The 21,818-nt window shown below is 39.2% G+C and carries 20 protein-coding genes and 1 riboswitch; all 20 genes read left to right on the forward strand.

Annotated elements, in window-relative coordinates; translation table 11 throughout:
• Window positions 1-28: 28 nt before the first annotated feature.
• Entirely contained in the window at window positions 29-3,376 is a 3,348-nt protein-coding gene (gene dnaE, locus ACQV2P_RS02120; RefSeq protein WP_428894564.1) for a DNA polymerase III subunit alpha, read from the forward strand.
• Between the two features lie 91 nt (window positions 3,377-3,467).
• Window positions 3,468-4,439, forward strand: coding sequence for an ATP-dependent 6-phosphofructokinase (locus tag ACQV2P_RS02125; RefSeq protein WP_428873726.1), 972 nt, complete (start codon window positions 3,468-3,470; stop codon window positions 4,437-4,439).
• Window positions 4,440-4,457: 18 nt separating this feature from the next.
• Window positions 4,458-6,215: a pyruvate kinase gene (pyk, locus tag ACQV2P_RS02130; RefSeq protein WP_428881875.1), complete on the forward strand. Its 1,758-nt coding sequence runs from the start codon at window positions 4,458-4,460 to the stop codon at window positions 6,213-6,215.
• Window positions 6,216-6,454: 239 nt separating this feature from the next.
• Window positions 6,455-7,327, forward strand: coding sequence for a CvfB family protein (locus ACQV2P_RS02135; protein ID WP_428894565.1), 873 nt, complete (start codon window positions 6,455-6,457; stop codon window positions 7,325-7,327).
• Window positions 7,320-8,240: a site-specific tyrosine recombinase XerD gene (xerD, locus tag ACQV2P_RS02140; RefSeq protein WP_428873723.1), complete on the forward strand. Its 921-nt coding sequence runs from the start codon at window positions 7,320-7,322 to the stop codon at window positions 8,238-8,240. Before ACQV2P_RS02135 ends, xerD begins: the two co-directional genes overlap by 8 nt.
• A gap of 22 nt (window positions 8,241-8,262) precedes the next feature.
• Window positions 8,263-9,429: a phosphopentomutase gene (gene deoB, locus ACQV2P_RS02145; protein WP_428894566.1), complete on the forward strand. Its 1,167-nt coding sequence runs from the start codon at window positions 8,263-8,265 to the stop codon at window positions 9,427-9,429.
• Between the two features lie 9 nt (window positions 9,430-9,438).
• Window positions 9,439-10,236 carry a purine-nucleoside phosphorylase gene (locus tag ACQV2P_RS02150; protein ID WP_428874794.1) on the forward strand — a complete coding sequence of 266 codons (798 nt, stop codon included), beginning with the start codon at window positions 9,439-9,441 and terminating at the stop codon, window positions 10,234-10,236.
• Window positions 10,237-10,322: 86 nt separating this feature from the next.
• Window positions 10,323-10,754 carry a hypothetical protein gene (locus ACQV2P_RS02155; protein WP_428873719.1) on the forward strand — a complete coding sequence of 144 codons (432 nt, stop codon included), beginning with the start codon at window positions 10,323-10,325 and terminating at the stop codon, window positions 10,752-10,754.
• Window positions 10,754-11,518: a segregation and condensation protein A gene (locus tag ACQV2P_RS02160; RefSeq protein ID WP_428881868.1), complete on the forward strand. Its 765-nt coding sequence runs from the start codon at window positions 10,754-10,756 to the stop codon at window positions 11,516-11,518. The genes ACQV2P_RS02155 and ACQV2P_RS02160 overlap by 1 nt, the downstream gene beginning before the upstream one ends.
• Window positions 11,511-12,092, forward strand: coding sequence for an SMC-Scp complex subunit ScpB (scpB, locus tag ACQV2P_RS02165; protein ID WP_428873717.1), 582 nt, complete (start codon window positions 11,511-11,513; stop codon window positions 12,090-12,092). The genes ACQV2P_RS02160 and scpB overlap by 8 nt, the downstream gene beginning before the upstream one ends.
• 9 nt (window positions 12,093-12,101) lie before the next feature.
• The gene (locus ACQV2P_RS02170) at window positions 12,102-12,827 is read left to right on the forward strand and encodes a pseudouridine synthase (RefSeq protein ID WP_428894567.1); all 726 of its coding nucleotides are present in this window, start codon (window positions 12,102-12,104) and stop codon (window positions 12,825-12,827) included.
• A 47-nt stretch (window positions 12,828-12,874) separates the two neighbouring features.
• Window positions 12,875-12,996: riboswitch (FMN riboswitch) on the forward strand.
• Between the two features lie 104 nt (window positions 12,997-13,100).
• Window positions 13,101-13,730: an ECF transporter S component gene (locus tag ACQV2P_RS02175; protein ID WP_428874790.1), complete on the forward strand. Its 630-nt coding sequence runs from the start codon at window positions 13,101-13,103 to the stop codon at window positions 13,728-13,730.
• Between the two features lie 148 nt (window positions 13,731-13,878).
• A complete protein-coding gene (locus ACQV2P_RS02180) occupies window positions 13,879-14,481 on the forward strand; it encodes a LysM peptidoglycan-binding domain-containing protein (protein ID WP_428894568.1) in 603 nt (200 codons plus the stop codon).
• Window positions 14,482-14,542: 61 nt separating this feature from the next.
• Window positions 14,543-15,208 (forward strand): (d)CMP kinase, encoded by a 666-nt coding sequence (gene cmk, locus ACQV2P_RS02185; protein WP_428873712.1) that lies wholly within the window; start codon window positions 14,543-14,545, stop codon window positions 15,206-15,208.
• 351 nt (window positions 15,209-15,559) lie between these two features.
• Window positions 15,560-16,840, forward strand: coding sequence for a 30S ribosomal protein S1 (gene rpsA, locus ACQV2P_RS02190; RefSeq protein WP_428874828.1), 1,281 nt, complete (start codon window positions 15,560-15,562; stop codon window positions 16,838-16,840).
• A 98-nt stretch (window positions 16,841-16,938) separates the two neighbouring features.
• Window positions 16,939-18,252, forward strand: a complete 1,314-nt coding sequence (gene der, locus ACQV2P_RS02195) for a ribosome biogenesis GTPase Der (RefSeq protein WP_428873711.1) — start codon at window positions 16,939-16,941, stop codon at window positions 18,250-18,252.
• Between the two features lie 132 nt (window positions 18,253-18,384).
• A complete protein-coding gene (locus tag ACQV2P_RS02200) occupies window positions 18,385-18,660 on the forward strand; it encodes an HU family DNA-binding protein (RefSeq protein ID WP_428873710.1) in 276 nt (91 codons plus the stop codon).
• Between the two features lie 160 nt (window positions 18,661-18,820).
• On the forward strand, window positions 18,821-20,017 hold the full coding sequence (locus tag ACQV2P_RS02205; protein WP_428873709.1) for a tetratricopeptide repeat protein: 1,197 nt from the start codon (window positions 18,821-18,823) through the stop codon (window positions 20,015-20,017).
• A gap of 33 nt (window positions 20,018-20,050) precedes the next feature.
• Window positions 20,051-20,581, forward strand: coding sequence for a YpiB family protein (locus ACQV2P_RS02210; protein ID WP_428873708.1), 531 nt, complete (start codon window positions 20,051-20,053; stop codon window positions 20,579-20,581).
• Between the two features lie 4 nt (window positions 20,582-20,585).
• Window positions 20,586-21,800, forward strand: a complete 1,215-nt coding sequence (locus ACQV2P_RS02215; RefSeq protein ID WP_428894569.1) for a CCA tRNA nucleotidyltransferase — start codon at window positions 20,586-20,588, stop codon at window positions 21,798-21,800.
• Window positions 21,801-21,818 lie beyond the last annotated feature (18 nt).

The following is a 21,818-nucleotide window of genomic DNA, read 5'->3' on the forward strand; positions in this document are numbered from 1 at the left end:
TAAACACAGTGGAAGGTGAGAAAAGCAAATGCTATTCAATGTTCGTAGCTCTTATTCTTTATTGCAATCCACCCTTGATTTAAATCAATATGTAGCTAAAGCTAAGTCCCTAGGCTACACGCATCTTGGCTTAGCCGATCAAGGAGTCTTACATGCTAGTCTTAAGTTTTACCTAGCCTGCCAAAAAGCAGACCTTCATGCCATGATAGGGCTTAGCTTGAACTTGCCGGGACGCCTGGACCAAAGTCAAAGCTATCCTATAATTCTTTATGCCCTGAATTACCAGGGCTATTTAGCTTTGATTCAACTTTCTAAATTAATCAACCAAAGCCATCCAGATTATCAGCAAATCGATCATCTGATGAAAGAAGCTAGCCAATCATTGGTTATCATTACTGCCGGCAAGAAGGGAGAATTAGAACAAGCCCTTCTACATGAGAATTTTGAAGCAGGACAAGCGATTCTTCAGTCTTGGCTTCATATTTTTCCGCAAGACAATTTTTATCTAGGACTTTCGATTTATCCCTTCAATGAATTAGAAGTTTCATGGCTATCTCAATTTGCTCGTAACCACCAATTAAAGATGGTTTGTAACCAAGCAGTCGAAAGTCTCACCAGTGAAGAAGGTTTTGCTATAAGGATTTTACAAGCGATTGATCGCGGTGAAAGCTTGGATCCTTCAATTATGACCTATCGGACGTCTCATTATTTATACGGCCGTAATGAATTAGAAGACTTGTATTTACAAAAGGGACTGGAGCAGGTAGTCACCAATAGTCATGCTTTGGAAGAACGTATGCAAGTGCAGCTGCCCATTAATCAGTCGCTCCTACCTAAATTTAAAACACCAAATAATATAGCTGCTAAAGACTATTTAAAACACCTATGTCAAAACAAGCTAGCAGAGTTAAAAGTTGATCAAGTGCCCATTTATCAAGAACGCTTAGACCATGAATTAACTACCATCGATCAAATGGGTTTCAATGATTATTTCTTAATTGTTTGGGAAATTATGGCCTTTTGTTATGAATATAATATCCGAACGGGTCCAGGGCGAGGGTCTGCTGCTGGCTCTTTAGTAGCCTATCTATTAGGAATTACTAAGATAGACCCGATAGAATATGATTTACTCTTTGAACGTTTTTTAAATCCTGAACGCTACAATATGCCCGATATTGATATCGATATTCCAGATGATAAAAGAGACCAAGTGCTTCGTTATGTCGCCCAAAAATATGGCAGCCAGCAGGTAGCTCAATTGGTGACTTTCGGTAGTTTTGGGGCCAAGCAATCACTACGCGACACCCTCAGAGTCTTGTCCTATCCTAAAATGGTGCAAGATCGCTGGTCCAAGACCATACCAACTGAAGTGTCCATCCGCTTGCAGGATGCTTATCAAAAGTCTAGCGCTTTAAGACAGTTAATTGCTGAAGATTCTTTAAATGAACAAATTTTTAAAACTGCTCTCACCATTGAGGGCTTGCCACGACATACTTCTACCCATGCTTCAGGAGTTGTGATTGCCGATCAAGATTTGAGTCGCTGGGTGCCCGTTACAACAAGAGAAGGCCAAATACAGCTTACACAATTTGATATGGAAGATGTCGAACGAGTAGGTTTGTTAAAAATGGACTTTCTGGGCTTGAAAAACTTACAAATCCTAGATACTATTTTGAACTTAATTAAGCAAAATCAAGGCTTAGCCATTGACATCGATGCCATTGATCGTGAGGATTCAGCCACTTTAAGACTTTTCCAAGAAGCTAACACCCAAGGAGTCTTCCAGTTTGAATCTGAAGGAATTCGCCAAGTTTTAAGAAGATTAAAACCGGAAAGTTTTGAAGATATTATCGCAGTCAATGCTTTATACCGACCGGGGCCTATGCAACAAATTTCTCATTTTATCAACCGCAAGCATGGTAAGGAAAAAATTGATTATATCCATCCACTTTTAGAAGGAATTTTACAAAAAACCTACGGAATTATCGTTTATCAAGAGCAAGTTATGCAAATCTGCCAAAAGTTGGCTGGTTTTAGTTTAGGGCAAGCCGACCTCTTGAGAAGAGCCATGGGTAAAAAAGAGATGGACCTAATGAAAGACCAACAAGTTGCTTTTCTAAAGGGTTGTCAAGAGCGTGGACTGGATAGTCAAACCAGTCAGCAAGTTTTCCATTATATTTATCAATTTGCCAATTATGGTTTTAATCGGGCGCACGCTGCTGTTTATTCGACTTTGGCCTACCAACTAGCTTATTTAAAGGTTCACTATCCATTAGAGTTCTTTACAGCCCTCTTAAACCATGGGCGATCAATTCATCAAAGTTTGGATGAATACCTATTAGATGCCAAACGTACGGTAGGACCCTTTTTAATGGTGGATATCAATCGCTCACATACTAATTTTAAAATTGAAAAAGGGGCTATTCGAATTGGTTTAATGGCTATCAATGGACTCAGACATGATTTTTGTCAAGTCATTTTAGATGAGCGCAATTTAGCTGGGCCTTTTACCGATTTCCAAAACTTTCTATCACGGATGCCCCTTAAATTTCTAAAGACCAATTTAATTCAAGCGCTAATAGATGCCGGTGCACTCGACACCTTTGGCTACACACGAGCGACCTTGACCGAGAACTTAGAACATTTTATTCAATTTCGCAAGATTTCAGGCAATCATATTAACTTATTAAAAGAGATTGAACCTAAAATTAATTTGGTCAGAGAGTGGCCTAAAGCCCATTTACTCAAGCGTCAGCGTGAAGTACTAGGCTTGCAATTAGCTGGCCATCCTATTGATGAGTTTTTAAAACTGATTGAAGGAGATCAAAGCTTTCTATCTATTGGAGCTTTAAAATCCTTAAAAATGCCTAAAGGTAAAAAAGTAAAAGTTCTAGCCTATATCGAGCACATGAAAGTCATTGAAACTAAGAAAAAAGACCAGATGGCTTTTTACCGTCTCAATGATGGCAGTCAAAATATTTCTCTGGTTAGTTTCCCTGAAAGTTATCAACGATTTGGCCACCAGCTCAAAGAGGGTCAAGTGGTGGCTTTGCAAGGCCAACTAAGCCTAGATCGACAAGGTCAGCCACAAATTGTTTTGGAAAAATTACTGCCCTTACCAGAAGATGAAAAGCAATCCCATTCATCACCGATTCGTCAAGTATTTATTAAATTACTAGCCGGGGCTTCTAGTCAGCAATTAGTGGAAAAATTAAAAGCTTTAGCGGTAGAAAACCCAGGTCCTTTAGAAATAATCATGGTCGATGCCAACCGCAATGCTTGGAAATTAGAGGCTCTATATAATATTTCTATGGCAGATCGGGTGGTGGATGAGTTAAAAGCTCTTTTTGGAGAAAATAATGTCTATTTTAAATAATGAATCTGACTGATAATCATATCAACGGACAGGCTTTTTAATTCATGTTAAAATATTATTAAGAGAGTTAATGAATAAGAAGAGGTGACTTATGAGACGTTTAGCAGTGCTAACAAGTGGAGGTGACGCTCCCGGAATGAACGCCGCTATTCGAGCTGTTGTTGAACAGGGCCTCCATCATCAAATTGAGGTAGTAGGTGTTCAACACGGTTTTAAAGGTTTAGTGGAAGGTGAATATAGGAAAATAGGGATCAACGACCTCACTCATGCCATTCGTAGAGGAGGAACCATCCTTTATTCAGCCAGGTACCCTGAATTTAAACAGTTAGAAGTACAAAAGAAAGCCATTCAACAAATGGAGTCCCTAGGAATTGAAGGCTTAATTGTTATTGGAGGAGATGGCTCCTTCCAAGGAGCTCTAGCTCTTACTAAATTAGGTTTTCCAGCTATTGGTATTCCAGGAACCATTGATAATGATATTCCAGGGACCGAATATACGATAGGGTTTGACTCTGCCATGTCGGCAGCGATTGAAGCCATCGATAAAATTTCTGACACAGCGGCCTCACATAACCGTACCTTTGTAGTCGAAGTGATGGGACGTAACGCGGGGGATATTGCTATATGGGCCGGAGTGGCTGTGGGAGCCGATGCCATTGTTATTCCTGAAGAAGATTTCTTTATCGGTGACATTGCTCGCAGAGTCAATACGGCTCTTAGTCATGGGAAAGACCATGCTTTAATCGTATTAGCCGAAGGTGTCATGGGCGTGGAAGAATTTATCAAAGAATACAAAAAAGAAGCCCCTGATCAAAGTGTTCGTGGGGTTAACCTCTCCCACATTCAAAGAGGGGGTAATCCAACAGGTCGTGATCGTGTTTTTGCTACATTAATGGGTGCTAAGGCAGTGGATTTAATTCTTCACGGACAATCGGGTATTTTCGTCGGCATTACCAATGAAGAATTATCCGTTTGTGACATCGTTGAAACCTTAACCAAATCCAAGCACAAAGTAAGAGATGATTTGTACGAAATTAATCGTAGCTTAACGGATCGCTATTGAGCATGAAAAGGAGTTAATATGAAGAAAACAAAGATCGTTGGCACAATGGGGCCGGCAACTCAATCAAAGAAAGTAATGGTCGATCTGCTTCACGCAGGAATGAATGTAGCCCGTTTTAATTTTTCTCACGGTGATCAAGCATCGCAATTAAACCATATCAACTTATTTAAAGAGGCCCGTCAAGAAGCCGGTGTTATAGCTGGTATCTTATTAGATACCAAGGGACCTGAAATAAGAACGCATAAGATGGAACATAATGGCATTCTATTAGAAAAAGGTCATAAAATCCGGATAGCGATGACTGAGGTTTTAGGTAGTGCTGATAAGTTTTCTATCACCTATGAAGGCTTAATTGATGATGTGACTATCGGTTCGCTTATTCTAATCGATGACGGTTTAATTGAATTGGAAGTTGAAGCCATTGATGATCAAGCCAAGGAAATTGCTTGTGTGGTAGTCAATTCAGGTGTCTTAAAATCACAAAAGGGTATTAATGTACCAGGTATTTCTTTAAATATTGCGGGTATCACTGAAAAAGACAAGCAAGATATTCGTTTTGGCGCGCGTCAAGATGTTGACTTTATAGCGGCCTCCTTTGTGCGCCGTCAAAATGATGTGATGGAAATACGTGCTATTCTAGAAGAAGAAAACAAGACCAATATTAAGATTATCTCTAAAATTGAAAACCGGCAGGGTGTCGATAATATTGATGAAATTATAGAAGTATCGGATGGGATTATGGTTGCCCGCGGAGATTTAGGGGTCGAAGTGCCAACAGAAGACGTGCCCCTTATTCAAAAAATGATTATTAAGAAATGTAATCGAGCAGGTATTCCAGTCGTGACAGCTACACAAATGTTAGATTCTATGCAAAGAAACCCTAGACCTACACGAGCCGAAGCAGGAGACGTGGCCAATGCTATTTTTGACGGAACGGATGCTGTCATGCTTTCTGGGGAAACAGCGGCAGGGGATTATCCTTTAGAAGCTGTGAAAATGATGGCTAAGATATGTGAACGGACTGAATCACAATTATTAGGTCAGGATGCCTTTACCTTGAAGAAATTCAATCAGTCAGACTTGACTGAAGCTATTGGTCAAGCGGTGGGACATACTGCTCGTAATCTGGGGATTCAAACCATCGTGGCAGCAACCTCTTCTGGCTATACGGCACGCATGATTGCTAAATACCGGCCGTCTTCTAATATCTTAGCAGCTACCTTTGAGGAAGAAGCACAACGTTCACTCACACTGGTGTGGGGGGTTCAACCTTTCGTTATTGGTAAGCCTGATTCAACCGATGAGATGTTAGATTCTGCTTCAGCCATGGCAGTAAGGCAAGGTTTTGCTAAAGAAGGCGACTTGATTATCATTACTGCGGGCGTTCCGGTTGGTGAAAAAGGCACGACCAACATTATGAAGATTCAATTAATTGGAACCAAGTTAGCTGAAGGACAAGGTGTTGGCAGTGGCAACTTCATTGGTAAGGCAGTGATTGCTCATACCGCTGAAGAGGCTAACGCTTATGTCAAAGAAGATACTGTATTAGTCACTAGCCAGACCGACCGTGATTACACTCCAGCCTTAGAAAGGGTGGGCGCTATTATCTGTGAAAGCGGAGGTATCACTTCCCATGCCGCTATTCTTGGCTTAGAAAGAGGCATACCGGTAGTAGTAGCAGTAGAAGGTGCTATGGAAGCTATTAAACAAAATGAACTGATTACTGTGGATGCTCGTCGTGGAATTATCTATCGCGGAGCAACGGTATCCATCTAGTATAGCAGAGTTCTATCTAAGACACTTATTTTAAGACATTTCTTGGCTTATTTATTGATGGGCTGAAGAAATGTCTTTTTGCTTGCCATCTTTTCTCTTTGCTTACAGAATGTGTTAAAATTGTTAATAGAAGACTAAGCGACTAGAATTAATTGTCTTTTGCTTAGGATAGAGTCGGTCTTTACTTTAGGATAGCTCAATCAGCTTGAAGAGAGTTTGATCAGATAGGAGAATGAAAGATGAAATTAGGAAGAATTACCGAATGTAAGATAAGTGACGAGAATGAAAACAGTTATTTTGCGCAAGTGGAAGGGACAACCTTTCGCTTAGACAAGGATCAAATCCAAGGTCAAAGTTATCACTTAGGCGACCAAATTAAAGGGCTTATTTATGAGGATATGAATCGTGAGGCCCGTATTCAATTAGACATCCCTAAGGCAGCTAGTGGTCACTATGATTGGGGCACAGTAACTCAAGTGCGTAAAGACTTGGGTGTGTTTGTGGATATTGGTCTTTATCAAAAGGACCTAGTAGTTTCTTTGGATAATTTACCAGATGATAAAAGTCAATGGCCTCAAAAAGGGGACCAGCTCTACTTGACAATGACTGTGGATAATAAGAACCGTTTTTGGGGCGAATTAGCAAGATTTGACCAGATGGAAGAATTATTTATCAAGGCAGCTGACCGTTTGATGAATCAAGATTTAGAAGTAACCATTTTTCAATTGAAATTAGTAGGAGCTTTGGCAATTTCTAAAGAGAACTTCCGCAGCTTTATACATGAGAGCGAATGGATGTTACCCCCGCGTTTGGGTCAAAAAATCAAGGGACGGGTAGTCAAGGTACAAAGTGATGGGTCTTTAAACTTGTCCTTAAAACCAAGAGCCCATGAAGCCATTAGCGATGATGCGACTATGTTAATACGTCTATTAGAAAAGACGCCCAATCATTTCTTACCTTATCACGACAAGTCTGATCCTGAAGCTATTAAGCGAGAATTTGGTATTTCTAAGGGACAATTTAAGCGCGCGGTCGGTTCCTTAATGAAGAATAAGCAAATTCGTCAAGAGGCTAATCAGGGGATTTACTTGGTGACGTCAGAAAATGAATAAGGCGGTCAATCAACAGTTACAAAATTATTTAGCGGATTTTAAGCGCTATTTACAAATTGATCAAGTCAAATCAAAAAATACAATCCAAGCCTATGTAAGAGATTTAAAAAAATTTATAAACTACCATCAAGACCATGCTACACAAAGCTTAGACCAAATCGATTATAGCTACATGCAAGGGTTTTTAGCCCATTTACACCAGCAAAATTATGCCACATCTTCTACTTCACGGCTTTTATCAGCTATGAAACAGTTTTTTCATTATTTGTTAAAAGAAGGGGTTATCCAGCAAAACCCCTTGCAATTAGTTCAAGGACCCAAGCAAGCCAAAAGCCTACCTAAAGTTCTATCAATGGAAGAAGTGGAAGCCATTATTCAAGCACCGAATATAGCCACTTTAACCGGTTTAAGAGACCGAGCCATCTTAGAAGTCCTTTATGCTTGTGGCCTACGTGTGAGTGAATTAACTCAGCTTCAGTTAGCTGACTTACACTTAGACTTGGGTTTTGTTCAAACTTTAGGTAAGGGCAATAAGGAAAGAATCATTCCCTTAGGGGATGAAGCCATCTATTGGGTTGATCAATACTTACAAGATGCCCGAGGTGTTTTTGCTAGTAAAAAGACTGCTCAAGCAGGCCAGATTCTCTTCTTAACAGAAAGAGGAAAGGCCTTCACCCGCCAAGGCATCTGGAAAAATCTTAATAAGTATGTTCAACAAGCAGGAGTCAATCAAAGAGTTTCACCACACATGTTGAGGCACTCTTTTGCCACTCATTTGTTAGAAAATGGTGCCGATTTACGCATGGTTCAAGAACTGTTGGGTCATGCAGACATATCGACCACTCAAATATATACACATATTTCACATCACCGCTTACAGGAAGTTTACCGTAAGAACTTTCCACGCGCTTGATGCGATTAAAGGAGGAAATAAAATGTTTAAAAGAATACACTTAATCGTTATGGACTCTGTCGGAATTGGACAAGCACCCGATGCAGAAGAATTTGGAGACTCTAACGTTCACACCTTAGGCCACATTGCCGAAAACTTTGATTTAAACTTAAAAAATATGGCTCAAATGGGTCTGGGTAAAATTGACACCATCAAAGGGGTAGAAGCCGTCGATCAAGCTTCCGCCTACTGGACTAAATTACAAGAACGTTCAGCTGGTAAAGACACCATGACTGGCCACTGGGAAATGATGGGTCTTTATATCGACCAGCCCTTTAGAGTCTTTCCAGCTGGTTTCCCACAAGAGTTGATTGAAAAATTAGAAAAATTTGCTAAGCGTAAGGTAATTGGGAATAAGGTGGCTTCTGGAACCGAAATTATTAAAGAATTAGGACCCGAGCAATTAGAAACGGGGGCATTAATTGTATATACATCAGCCGATTCTGTTTTACAGATTGCTGCCCACGAAGAAGTCATTCCTTTAGAAGAACTTTACAAGGTCTGTGAATATGCCCGTGAGATTACTTTGGAAGATCCTTACATGATTGGTCGGATTATTGCCCGACCTTATGTCGGTCAAATAGGTAATTTCGAAAGAACCAGCAATCGTCATGACTATGCCTTGGATCCCTTTGGCAAAACGACCCTTGATTTCTTAAAAGATGACGGCAAATCGGTCATTGCAGTGGGCAAAATTAATGACATCTTTAATGGAGCGGGTATTACTCAAGCGATTCGCACTAAGTCCAATATGGACGGTGTCGATCAATTACTCAAGGTCATGGGGGAAGATTTTGAAGGTCTATCCTTCACCAACTTAGTGGACTTCGATGCCAAATATGGTCACCGTCGTGACCCTCAAGGCTATGGTCAAGCCTTAGAAGACTTCGACGCCCGCATTCCTGAACTAATTCAAGCCATGAATGAAGAGGACTTGTTATTAATCACAGCCGACCATGGTAATGATCCGACTTATAAGGGAACCGATCATACCCGTGAATATGTGCCTTTATTGGCCTATTCTAAAAAGTTTAAAGCGGCAAGTGAACTACAAGCGCAGCACTTTGCTGATATCGCGGCCACTATTTCTGATAACTTTGGTGTTAAACAGACAGATCAAGGACAGTCGTTTTTAGCACAATTAAAATAGGAGAAGATTATGTATCAAAAAACCTTAGAATATTTAAAAGACCACGGTATGGTAGCCCCTCGAATTGGTTTAATTCTAGGCTCTGGTTTAGGAGATTTGGCAGATGAAATTAAAAATCCGGTTAAAATCCCTTATGAAGCTATCCCAAGTTTTCCAGTATCAACTGTTGAAGGTCATGCTGGTCAATTGGTCTATGGCAGCCTAGCTGGACAAAAAGTAATAGCATTACAAGGACGTTTTCACTATTACGAAGGCTATGACCTTGAAACAATCACCTTTCCGATTCGGATTTTTAAAGAATTAGGGGTCGAAAGTTTGATTCTTACAAATGCAGCCGGTGGGGTTAATAATAGTTTTAAACCTGGAGATCTAATGGTCATCAAGGATCAACTTAATTTTACAGGCGAAAATCCTTTGATTGGTAAAAACAATCCACAAGGTCCGCGCTTTGTTGATATGAGTCAAACTTATAGTAAAAGAGGCATTCAATTGCTACATCAAACAGCTAAAAGTTTAGGTTTTAGTTTACAAGAGGGAGTTTATGCATGGATGACCGGTCCTTCTTATGAGACCCCAGCTGAAATTAGAGCCATTCGTTTGATGGGGGGCGATGCAGTGGGAATGTCTACTGTTCCCGAAGCTATTGTAGCAAGACATGCTGGGCTGGAAGTCTTGGGAGTGTCTTGTATTACCAACTATGCAGCCGGTATGCAGGAGACACTTAACCACCAAGAAGTGATGGCTGTTTCTAGAGAAGTGAAACCACGATTTAAGCAATTAATTTATCAAGTGATTGAACAAATATAGGACTTTGTAAAGCTTTAAGTTGAAATTTCAGTCTTTGCATGGTAATATCTCAAGGAAATCTAATTAGAGATAGGAGGTCGCAAAAAATGCTAGTTCATTCAACGCATAAGAATGAAAAAGTTGTCTTAGGACTCTTAAGTTTAACTTGCGAAGGTGAAGATCAAATGGCTCAAGCAGGCGAAATTTTAACTAAATATCGCGACCAAGAAGGTTTCGACCTTTACTTATATAAAGATCCTGAAACAAGCAACTTCGTTGGTTTAATCGGTATTGAGCAGCGTAAAGTTGAAACGGATCCCCAAGAAAATCTTTCGACAATAATCGTTCACCTTATATCGGTTATTCCTTCCTTTGAAGGAGAGTCCGTGGATTATCAATTGTTCAAAGAACTTAAAGATATGTTTCCACAAATTCAAATCTCAGGTTCCATTCAATCAGAAACCCAAGATATGATTGCCCAGTTTGCTGAGAAATATCGTCAGCAGATAAAAGCAAATAGTGAAGGGGAAGCCAATTAATGCAAGAGGATCGAACCAATCAAGACTTAACCCTTAAATTAACGGCCTTTCAAGGGCCGTTTGATTTGCTTTTACACCTAATTAAAGAGTTAGAAGTCGATATTAACGATATACCCATGACGGAAATTACTGACCAATATTTGGCTTATATTGACCAGATGCAGGAATTAGACCTCGATAAGGTCGGAGAATATTTAGTGATGGCGGCCACTCTATTAGAGATCAAGAGTCGTCTCTTAATTCCCATTGAACCGGATGAATTGGATGGTGATTTAGAAGACCAAGATCCGCGGAGTGGTCTGGTTCAGCAACTGCTCATTTATCAACAATTTCAGCTAGTAGCGGACACCTTAGAAGATATGCAAGTGGATCGTAGTAAGCACTATTCAAGACCAGCGGCAGATCTTTCAAACTTTATAGCTTTTATTCCCTTAGAAGAAGGTGAGCTTTCGCTAGAGCAATTACAAACCAGTTTGAAGAGCGTTTTGCAAGCGCAAGAACAAAGACAACCTAAAGAAAAAGAAGTTCATCATGATCAAGTTTCAGTGACGGACAAAATGCAATTCATTCGGCAACAATTTCAATCCATTAAGCCTAATCAATCCATTGCTTTTTCGTCTCTTTTATCGAATGGCTCTCGACCAGAAATTATTGCCACATTTATTGCTGTTTTAGAAATGGTCCGTAAGCAAGTTCTCGTTTTTCAACAAGAAAGTTATCTAGATAGCATTGAACTGCGTTTGAGGGAGGAAGGTTATGCTTAGAAAAATAGCAGGCATTATTTTTGTTGCCGGGGAAGAAGGCGTGACCTTGAATGAGTTAGCCGCTCTTTTAAATCTCTCACCAACAGAAATTAAGCCTATGATTGAAGAAGTCCAGCAAACTTTAAAAGACCATCCACTATCGCCAATTGATTTGGTCCAATTTGGCGAACGCTTCTTGTATGTAACCCAAGCAGACTTAGACCCCTTGATTGAAAATTTTGCTCAATCGCCACTGCAACAAAAGTTAAGTCGACCGGCTATTGAGACCTTGGCTATCGTAGCTTACCGTCAACCGATTACACGCATGACCATTGATGAAATTCGGGGCGTTTCTTCCCAAGCCATGCTACAAAAATTAGTCAGCCGAGACCTCATTAAGGAGGTAGGTAAGTTAGAAGCGCCTGGTAGACCCATACTTTATGGAGTCACCGATTACTTCCTCAATTACTTTGCGCTATCTTCCTTAGAGGATCTACCACCTATTGAAGATTTAGCCCTCAACAGTCAAACCGCTTCAGAAGAACTTTTTTCATTAAAAAGATGGGAAATTAATTTATTTGATCAAGAAGAATAAGGAGGAACTATGGAAAGACTACAAAAAGTTATGGCTCACGCAGGGGTTGCCAGTCGACGCAAATGTGAAGACATGATTAAAGAAGGTCGCGTCAAAGTAAATGGACAAGTGGTTCGTGAATTAGGAACCAAAGTCACCAGCAATGACCGTATTGAAGTAGACGAGGTGCCTATTTATAAGGAAGAACCGCGCTATATCTTACTTTACAAGCCAAAAAACTATATTTCAGCTGTGGCTGATGACAAGGGCCGTTCGGTGGTTACCGATTTAATCCATGGTATTGAAGAACGTATCTATCCGATTGGCAGATTAGACTTTGATACGACAGGCTTACTCTTATTAACCAATGATGGTGACTTTGCCAATCAGATGATGCATCCTAAGCATCAGATTGATAAGACATATATTGCGAAATTGGGTGGCATTCCTACAGCTAAGGAATTAAGACAATTAGAAAAGGGCGTAATGATTGATGGTCAAAAGACCTCCAAAGCTAGAGCTCGTCTCATTTCTAGCAATCAAGATAATCGTACAGCCGTTGTCCAATTAACCATCCATGAAGGCTGGAACCATCAAGTTAAGAAAATGTTTGAAGCCATTGGATATCCCGTCTTCAAATTGAAGCGCGAATCTTTTGCTTTTCTTGGCTTAGATAATTTGAAACCGGGTATGTGGCGAGAGCTAACTGCCTTTGAAGTGGATAAATTAAGTAAGATGGCTTTAGATAGTGAATAAGAGCTTGCTTAAATCCGAGATAAATGCTATAATTCATTTAAATTAAATAACGTCTTCGGGGCAGGGTGAAATTCCCGACCGGCGGTAGAGTCCGCGAACTTAGCTGTGGCTAGGTTGAACTGGTGTAATTCCAGTACCGACAGTAAAGTCTGGATGGTAGAAGATAAGATATTGATAAGTTTATGCTTATTTAGGCTACCATCCTCTCAGTTTGAGTGGATGGTTTTTTTATCAATGGACCCTCCTAAAGACGTAAAAAAAAGGAGAATCGTTATGAAGAATCGAAAAGTTCAGAAAGTCACACTTTTAGCCATTTTAGGAGCTTGGGCAGTCGTTCTACGTTTTTTTGACTTCCCAATCTTGCCATTTGCACCTTTTCTTAAGGTTGATTTTTCGGATCTTATGGCCTTAATTGGTATGTTAATTTACGGACCACAAGGCCTAGTTGCCGTGGCCTTCATTCGTGATTTGGTTAATTATATCCTTAAGGGAGGGGAAGCTGGTATTCCGATTGGGATGTTAATGAGTATGACAGCGACCTTAGCCATGTTTTTACCAAGCCACTTCATTTTGAAGTATTTAAAAGAAAAAGGGCAAGCTATTAAATTTTCTTTAATCTCTCTTAGTCTTGTCTTTAGTTTAACTCTCTCCATGGCTTGCTTTAATTACTATCTGGCTTTACCTATTTATGTCAAAGTCATGAACTTTCCCATTGATGATTATATGACTTATATCCTATCTGTCATTGTGCCATTCAATTTAATCAAGGGCTTAATCATGGTTGTCGGTCAAATTTTTGTCATTAAATCAATGAAGACCATATTTGGTCGCCGCATTAACTTCTATGATGGTTACATAGGAAAAGGTTACCGTTCTGCTACTAGAATATTACAACAGCAATAAGTAATTTACTTTTTTAGGTCAATTGTGTTTGCATCAAGTTTAGAGTTTGCTATAATATAAGAAATTGGACTCATATGCTAACCTAGCCTTTTTAGGTTTGTTGCTATGAATAGATATCTTAATATCGATTAGTGTAGGAGGAAGCTTGATGGCAAAGGATAACGAACGCTTTGATCAACCTGAAGATAAGGATCAAGGTTTAAATGAAAAAGCAAAAAGCAAAAAATTTACTGCCCCATGGAACAATAAGTTTGGTGAGGATGAAAATTTCAAGAATCGTCAATTTTCACGCTCGGCTAGAAATCAACCGAAGCAGGAAGCAACCGTTTTATCAAACGCTTTGCTATTCTTCTTAATTTTCACTTTGATTTTCCCGTTTGCATTGTATGCTTATATCGACTCACAAAAGAGTGATAAGCCTTTAGAAAGTAAAACGGCTGAACAGGTTGTTCTAAGTAAGAGCACAACTGAAGAAGCAACGACAACCAAAGAAGAGAAGACAACAACTACTGAAGCTGTTACGCGTGAAATCGAAGCAACAACTACGACTCAAGCGCCTGTACCGACTCAACCACCAGTTGAGACTTCTGCTCAACCACAAGCAGCGTCAACTTACCATACCGTAAGTGCGGGTGAATCATGGTGGTCAATCTCTCAAGCTTATGGTGTTGATGTTTATGACTTAGCTGCTGCCAACGGAACTACAATTGACGGTACTTTGATGCCAGGCTCACAAATCGTCATTCCATAATAGAATAAGAAAGTTAAGGCTGAGTTAATTCTCAGCCTTTTTATGAGAAAGGAATTAACCAATGTTTTCAATTGCAATCGATGGCCCAGCGGCTTCTGGTAAGTCAACCGTCGCTAAACTTATCGCAAAAAAATACCAACTGACATATATCGATACTGGCGCTATGTATCGCGCAATCACTCTAGCTTGTTTGCTAAATAAAATAAATATTAATGATCCCCATCGTTTAGGAGAAATTTTACAAGCAGTCAAAATTTCTTTTGAAATGGATGGTGACCAACAAAAAGTTTTAATCAATGGGCATGATGTCAGTCAAGAAATTCGTTCGGTGGAAGTGACACAAAATGTTTCTAAGGTTTCTGCTAATCTAAGGGTCAGACAAGCCTTAGTCAAGCAGCAACAAGCTATAGCTAGTGAAGAAGCAGTGGTGATGGACGGGCGAGATATTGGCACGGTAGTTCTACCAGATGCTAGTCTTAAGTTTTATCTTGTAGCTTCCAGTCTAGTAAGAGCTCAAAGACGCTATGAAGAAAATCTAACTAAGGGCATGGAGACCCAATCCCTAGAAGAGATTGAAGCTGAGATTATTAAACGCGACCACTACGATAGCAATCGTCAACACAGTCCTTTGCAAAAAGCAGAAGATGCTATTGAAATGGATACTTCAGACTTATCCATTGATCAAGTAGTTGAAAAATTAAGTGACTATATCGATTCTATAAAATAATTTTAAAAAGGAGGCTGATGAGCCTTTTTTTATTTTGATGAGACTAGATAATCAGATCTCGTTTAAATGAATAAAAGTCAGTAATAATAAAAATATTGATAATATCGGCCTTATTCGCAATATTCGCTAGACGATATCCCTTTCTTTTGTTATAATGTTTCTTAGAGTGCTTGCATAGTGTCTATTAGTAGACTCTATGTAAGTAACAATTTTTATAGGTAACGCTTAGGAGGAACGGGTAGAATGTCAGAGTTTGTTGAGAATAATGAAGTAAATGAAGAAGTAGAAGCAACGGAAGAGGTTGAGACTACTCAAGTAGAAGAAAGCAATGGTTCAGAAACTATTGAAACAATGGAAGATGCTTTAGATAGTGTCTTAGATATTAAAAGTGGCGATACCGTTTACGGTGATGTTTTAGCTTTTGATGAAAATAATCAAGTACGTGTAGCAATTAAAAACAGTGGTGGATTAGAAGGGGTTATCCCAGCTAACGAACTAGCTGCAACACGCGTTGAAGATCCTACTGAAGTTGTAGCAATTGGTGATGAAATCGAATTAGTAGTTATCAAGCCAATCCAAGATAAAGAAAATGGTAACTTCTTATTATCTAAAAAACGTGTCGATGCTAAAAAAGTGTGGGCAGAATTAAAAGAAAAATCAGAAAATGGCGAAACAATTGAAGCACCTGTTAAAGATGTTGTTAAGGGTGGTTTAGTAGTTGACGCTGGCGTTAGAGGATTTGTACCAGCTTCAATGGTAGAAGATTTCTTTGTGGATGACTTCTCACCTTATAAGGGTCAAACATTAGAGTTCAAGATTATTGAAATTGATGAAAACGACAACCGTTTAATCTTATCTCATAAAGAAATTGCACGTGAAAAACGTGAAGCTGAACGTGCTCAACGCATGGAAGAATTAGAAGAAAATACAATTGTAGAAGGTAAAGTAGCTCGTCTAACTAACTTCGGTGCTTTCATCGATTTAGGTGGCGTTGATGGATTGGTTCACATCAGCCGTATCGCTCACGAACACGTTAAACATCCAAGTGATAAATTAACTGTTGGTGAAACAATTGAAGTAAAAATCTTGTCAATCGACAAGGAAGAAGGACGTATTTCACTTTCAATCAAGGATACCTTAGAAGGACCTTGGGAAAATATTGAAGAAAAAGCACCAGAAGGTTCTGTACATACAGGAACTGTTAAACGTTTAACTAACTTTGGTGCCTTTGTGGAAGTATTCCCTGGTGTTGAAGGTTTAGTACATATTTCTCAAATTGCTCATGAGCATATTGAAACTCCTCAAGATCGTTTAACTGAAGGCCAAGAAGTTGAAGTGAAAGTTCTTTCAACAGATGCAGAAGCTCAAAGATTATCCCTTTCCATTAAAGCTTTATTAGACAAGCCTGAAGGTTACGAAGAGCCAGTTCGTCGCGAACGTCAAGAATCAAATGATTCAGATCGTCCACGTCGTCCAAGAAGAAACCGTAATACAAATAATCAAACAGCTAACCGTTCTAACCAAGCCCGTCAAAACACTAACTCAATTAATGATGCAGCCAATGAAGGAAGCTTCACATTGGGTGACATGTTAGGCGATGCATTCAAGTCTTTACAAGACGATGCTGAGTAATCGATTCTAATAACATTACTTACTCCAATTGTTTCTTCCATTTTGCTGATTAGCTTAATGGAAGAAACAATTGGTTTTTAATTTATGGAGGTGAAAGTATGGAAATACCAGTAGTGGCTATTGTGGGCCGACCGAATGTCGGTAAGTCCACCTTATTTAATCGCTTAATTGGCGATCGTCTTTCGATTGTAGCCGATTATGAAGGGGTGACGCGTGATCGAATTTATGCAACAGGATCATGGTTAGGTCGTGAATTTCGACTGATTGATACCGGGGGTATTGATATGAGTGATGAACCCCTCATGCATAAAATTAAATATCAAGCTGAAATTGCAATGGAAGAAGCTGACGTTATTATTTTTATGACCTCAAGTCGTGAAGGCGTCACCGATGCGGATGAAGCCATAGCCCATTATTTACACCGCACCAATAAACCGGTGGTTTTAGCAGTCAATAAGGCGGACAATCCAGAACAAAGGCAGCAAGTCTATGAATTTTATGCTTTAGGTCATGGCGATCCCTATCCCATATCGTCTTCGCACGGAACCGGAACAGGGGATTTATTAGATCAATTAGTATCTCACTTTCCAGCCGATAGTCCGGATGCAGATGATCGCGAACGCATTCGTTTTTCTTTTATTGGACGGCCAAATGTCGGCAAGTCTAGCCTGGTTAATGCCTTATTACAAGAAGAACGTGTGATTGTATCCAATATTGAGGGAACAACCCGTGAAGCAGTCGATACCGATTTTGTTAGTCAATCTGGACGCCATTTTACAGCAATCGACACAGCAGGTATTCGTAAGCGAGGCAAGGTTTATGAAAATACCGAAAAATATTCTGTCATGCGAGCCTTATCAGCCATTGACCGTTCAGACATTGTCTGTCTAGTAATCGATGCAGAGACTGGCATTCGTGAACAGGATAAGAGGGTAGCAGGATACGCTTTTGAAGCCAATAAGGGCATGGTTATTTTAGTCAATAAATGGGATGCAGTCGATAAGACCGACAAATTATTTGAGAAATTTACCGATGATATCCGGAATGAATTCCAATACTTATCTTTTGCGCCCATTCTTTTCGTTTCTGCCAAGACGGGCCAACGCTTAGAGAAACTACCGGCTATTTTGGAAGAAATCTATGAAAACCGCTATCGTCGCATTCAATCTTCGGTCTTGAATGACGTTTTGATGGATGCGATTGCCATGAACCCTACACCCACTGATAAGGGACGTCGGCTTAAGATTTATTATATGACTCAAGTGGCTGTCAATCCACCAACCTTTGTCGTCTTTGTTAATGATACAGAATTAATGCACTTCTCTTATGTAAGATTCTTAGAGAACAGGATGCGTGATTCCTTTTATTTTGACGGTACACCGCTCAATCTAATTATTCGTAATCGAAATTAAGAGATAGGAAGATTTTGTTGTAAAATCAAGGTCAATTCGTTGTCTTAACCTTGATGTTATGTTATTCTATACAAGAAATAATCAACAGATGATTATTTTCCAATCTATAGAAATAAAGGAGGAGATTTATTAATGGCAAATAAAGCAGAATTAGTAGAACGTGTAGCTGGAAAAACTAACTTAACAAAGAAAGATGTAACAGCCACTGTTGAAGCATTATTCGAATCAGTTCAAGAATTTTTATCTGAAGGTGAAAAAGTTCAGATTATTGGTTTCGGAACTTTCGAAGTTCGCGATCGTGCAGCTCGTAAAGGACGCAACCCACAAACTGGTGAAGAAATTGAGATTGCAGCCACTAAAGTTCCTGGCTTCAAAGCTGGTAAAGCTTTAAAAGAGGCAGTTAAATAATTAAGCATTAGATTGGTGATGAAAGTTTCTGGCTTTCATCACTTTTTTATTTAGCAGTCTTTATCCTCTAATAGTAATATGAAAATAGATTCAAAGGGATGATCTATTTGGTTGTCTTTGTCTAGCATGGTATAATAGGCTAGACATGGAGGGAACCAAAATGGATAATTTTTTCAGCTTAATGGAGTCTACTAATCAGATTGAGGAGCAATATAAGCTCTTTAAACGCCATTTAAAAAGAATGGATGGAATGGATGAAGCTTTTTTAGCGCAAATATTAGACCGAATGGCTTTTTGGGGTCAATCAGGCTACCGACATCTGCAGATTCAAGCTTATGAAGCTCTTTATCAAAAATTTCCGTCCTCAGTGTTAGCTTTTCTTTTAGGGTATAGTTATTCCGCAGTTAGTCAATATGACAGGGCTTATCAATGGTTGGATAAAGTCGATAAGCAAGACTTGGACCTAGAAGGTCGCTTATTGCTAGCGGATGTCAATCTTAAGCTAGGACACTTAAATGAAGCGCGCAAAGAATTACAAGCTATCATTAACGACCATCCAAGAGATTATCGAGCTTATCATCAAATGAGTGAATTCTATCGCATGCAGGCTATTAATGAAAAAGCAATCTACTATCTTGAGACCTTAATGGAATATTTTATCTCAGAGGATGATTCTTTAAGGCGCCAATGGCGAACAGATCTCTTAGCCCTTTATTTAAGTAGTGAGAGAATCGACACTGAAAAAATCAGTGCATTATTTGATCAAGATAATGAAGATTTGACGATTGAAACAGCTGATGAATGTTATTTATTGGCGCATTTTTATGCCCAAATTAATGATTTCAATCGATCAAATCATTTCTGCGAGTTAGGCCTTCAAATCGATCCCGACCATTTTGAATTAAGACTCTTACAATTAGAAAATTTAACCTATCTACAAGAAACTAGCCGATTTGCCAATCAGTTAGATCAACTATTAAAAAGCCTACCTCCATATGATGGAGTGGTTATGGATTGCCTGCGTTTGGCTGATCGAATGGGAGTCTTTACAGCCAAGCTCATTCAATTATTGGAGGATTACTACCCTTTATTGGATAATGCTGAGGATCAATTCTTAGTTCTCTCGGCCTATGTGGCTTATTATCTTGATCAAAAAGACTATCAACAGGCAAACTTGTTTATGGAAAAATTTGATTTACAAGCCATTGACGAGTCACTCTTGGCCTATTTAAAAGGCAAAATCTTATTTCATCAAGGACAAAAAGAGCAAGCTAAGGCTTATTTAGATCTAGCATGGGATCAACAAGTTCTTGCTAAAGATTTACCTGACATGATCCAGCAATTGTCCAATCTCTAGTCAATCTTAAAAACTCATGAGGGAGGTAAGACCATGGAAAATATTCAAGATAAACACTTATTTTTAAATTGGATGATTCTCAACCATCCTCATCCCAATCGCGAGATAATGATTTTTTTAGCCTATTTACAAATGAGGCCTAGTGAGCTGCAATGGGTTGAGTTTTCGCATGATGTCATCTATGCTCCAAGAGGAATAAAGATATCCTATCCCCCCTTGCAAGAGCCCCCCTTGGTCTATTATAAAGAAGATTATATCTACCATCAGATTGATCAAGCCTTTCACGATTTCCGGTTGAACTCACTTAAAAAGGGTCAAAGCTTTTACATAGAGTTTGATTTAGCCGATTATCAACTAGAGGCGATGCAAAGAGGCCTTTTAAAAGAAAATCCATTTGTCCCCATCCAAATGAAGGCTTTAGATCAAGTCAATCAAAGCTTACATCAAATTAGTCGCCAAGCTTATAAACAAATGATCATGGAAAAGATTGACGGTGCGTTAGAAACAAATAATTACGATCAAATTGAGCAATGGCTTGATCAATTTCAATCCGGTTTGGAGTGATAGCATGCAAATATCTTTAGAGGATTCGCTTTTTCAAGCGTCTATTCCTGTATTAAAAAAAATTGAGTCTCATGGCTATGAGGCTTATTTTGTTGGAGGGGCCATTCGCGATGTGCTATTAGAAAAATCAATAGGGGATATTGACATTGCGACTTCCGCCTTTCCTCAAGAAATTCAAACCATCTTTCCCAAACACTTTGATGTAGGCATCCAACATGGCACCATTGTGGTTTTATATCAAGGAAACTCTTATGAAATAACTACTTTCCGTACCGAATCGACTTATTCGGATTATCGAAGGCCCGACCATGTAGAATTTGTCAGAAATCTTGAGTTAGATACTTTGAGACGAGATTTCACGATCAACGCCATGGCAGTAGACGCCAAGGGCAATTTATATGATTTTCATGGGGGCTATCAAGATTTGAAAGATAAGTTGCTGAGGGCTGTCGGCGAGCCATTGGAACGTTTTCAAGAAGATGCCTTAAGAATCATGCGTGGCATTCGTTTTGCCTCTCAGTTAGGCTTTCAATTAGAAGAAAAAACTTTCCAAGCCATGTGCCAATTAGCTAGCAATCTGTCTAAAATTTCCATTGAACGCATCCGCATTGAATTAGAAAAGATGATGGCAGGGTCTTATTTAACACAAACCATTTCATCCTTTAAAAAGGCTAAGCTAGACCAAGCTTTCCCTCAAGCCAATCAATTTGATTATGTAGAAGGTTTGACTTACTTGGTAAATCAAACAACAGGACAAGCAGGCCTTAGTCCACTTATCACTTGGTCCTTGCTATTAAAGGGAATGGAAATTAATGAAGAAAAGACTCAAAGACACTTGATGAAGCAGTGGACCTTATCTAATCGTTTAATGGATCAAGTAGTCGCTTTTTTAAAGCTTGACCATGAAATTAGCCAGCAGACCTTCACCATCGAAACCGTCTATGGCTATGCTCAAGAAGTGATTGATCAAATGAATACTTATTTAGAAATCACTGATCAAATGGCTACCAAAAAAGAAATAGAAGCTTTAATAAGTAATTTACCTATTAGAAAGCGGCAAGAACTAGCCATTAATGGTAAGCAAATTATGCAAGCACTTAAAATGGCAAAAGGTGGGCCGGTGATTGGACAATTGCTCGATCAAATCGAAGCAAAGGTTATTAGAGGAGAATTAACTAATCAAACCGCTGCCATTATTGACTGGCTCAAAGACCAATAAATATATTAAAAGAGAGGA

It is taken from the genome of Facklamia sp. P12932, from assembly GCF_050409545.1.
Classification (GTDB): domain Bacteria; phylum Bacillota; class Bacilli; order Lactobacillales; family Aerococcaceae; genus Facklamia.

What these genes read in the sequence shown, in the direction of transcription:
- ACQV2P_RS02180 (WP_428894568.1), top strand. Translation starts at nt 13,879, where the DNA reads ATGGCAAAGGATAACGAACGCTTTGATCAACCTGAAGATAAGGATCAA.
- ACQV2P_RS02125 (WP_428873726.1), top strand. Translation starts at nt 3,468, where the DNA reads ATGAGACGTTTAGCAGTGCTAACAAGTGGAGGTGACGCTCCCGGAATG.
- ACQV2P_RS02205 (WP_428873709.1), top strand. Translation starts at nt 18,821, where the DNA reads ATGGATAATTTTTTCAGCTTAATGGAGTCTACTAATCAGATTGAGGAG.
- ACQV2P_RS02200 (WP_428873710.1), top strand. Translation starts at nt 18,385, where the DNA reads ATGGCAAATAAAGCAGAATTAGTAGAACGTGTAGCTGGAAAAACTAAC.
- xerD (WP_428873723.1), top strand. Translation starts at nt 7,320, where the DNA reads ATGAATAAGGCGGTCAATCAACAGTTACAAAATTATTTAGCGGATTTT.
- scpB (WP_428873717.1), top strand. Translation starts at nt 11,511, where the DNA reads ATGCTTAGAAAAATAGCAGGCATTATTTTTGTTGCCGGGGAAGAAGGC.
- der (WP_428873711.1), top strand. Translation starts at nt 16,939, where the DNA reads ATGGAAATACCAGTAGTGGCTATTGTGGGCCGACCGAATGTCGGTAAG.
- dnaE (WP_428894564.1), top strand. Translation starts at nt 29, where the DNA reads ATGCTATTCAATGTTCGTAGCTCTTATTCTTTATTGCAATCCACCCTT.
- ACQV2P_RS02175 (WP_428874790.1), top strand. Translation starts at nt 13,101, where the DNA reads ATGAAGAATCGAAAAGTTCAGAAAGTCACACTTTTAGCCATTTTAGGA.
- ACQV2P_RS02210 (WP_428873708.1), top strand. Translation starts at nt 20,051, where the DNA reads ATGGAAAATATTCAAGATAAACACTTATTTTTAAATTGGATGATTCTC.
- ACQV2P_RS02170 (WP_428894567.1), top strand. Translation starts at nt 12,102, where the DNA reads ATGGAAAGACTACAAAAAGTTATGGCTCACGCAGGGGTTGCCAGTCGA.
- cmk (WP_428873712.1), top strand. Translation starts at nt 14,543, where the DNA reads ATGTTTTCAATTGCAATCGATGGCCCAGCGGCTTCTGGTAAGTCAACC.
- ACQV2P_RS02150 (WP_428874794.1), top strand. Translation starts at nt 9,439, where the DNA reads ATGTATCAAAAAACCTTAGAATATTTAAAAGACCACGGTATGGTAGCC.
- rpsA (WP_428874828.1), top strand. Translation starts at nt 15,560, where the DNA reads ATGGAAGATGCTTTAGATAGTGTCTTAGATATTAAAAGTGGCGATACC.
- deoB (WP_428894566.1), top strand. Translation starts at nt 8,263, where the DNA reads ATGTTTAAAAGAATACACTTAATCGTTATGGACTCTGTCGGAATTGGA.
- ACQV2P_RS02135 (WP_428894565.1), top strand. Translation starts at nt 6,455, where the DNA reads ATGAAATTAGGAAGAATTACCGAATGTAAGATAAGTGACGAGAATGAA.
- ACQV2P_RS02215 (WP_428894569.1), top strand. Translation starts at nt 20,586, where the DNA reads ATGCAAATATCTTTAGAGGATTCGCTTTTTCAAGCGTCTATTCCTGTA.
- ACQV2P_RS02155 (WP_428873719.1), top strand. Translation starts at nt 10,323, where the DNA reads ATGCTAGTTCATTCAACGCATAAGAATGAAAAAGTTGTCTTAGGACTC.
- pyk (WP_428881875.1), top strand. Translation starts at nt 4,458, where the DNA reads ATGAAGAAAACAAAGATCGTTGGCACAATGGGGCCGGCAACTCAATCA.
- ACQV2P_RS02160 (WP_428881868.1), top strand. Translation starts at nt 10,754, where the DNA reads ATGCAAGAGGATCGAACCAATCAAGACTTAACCCTTAAATTAACGGCC.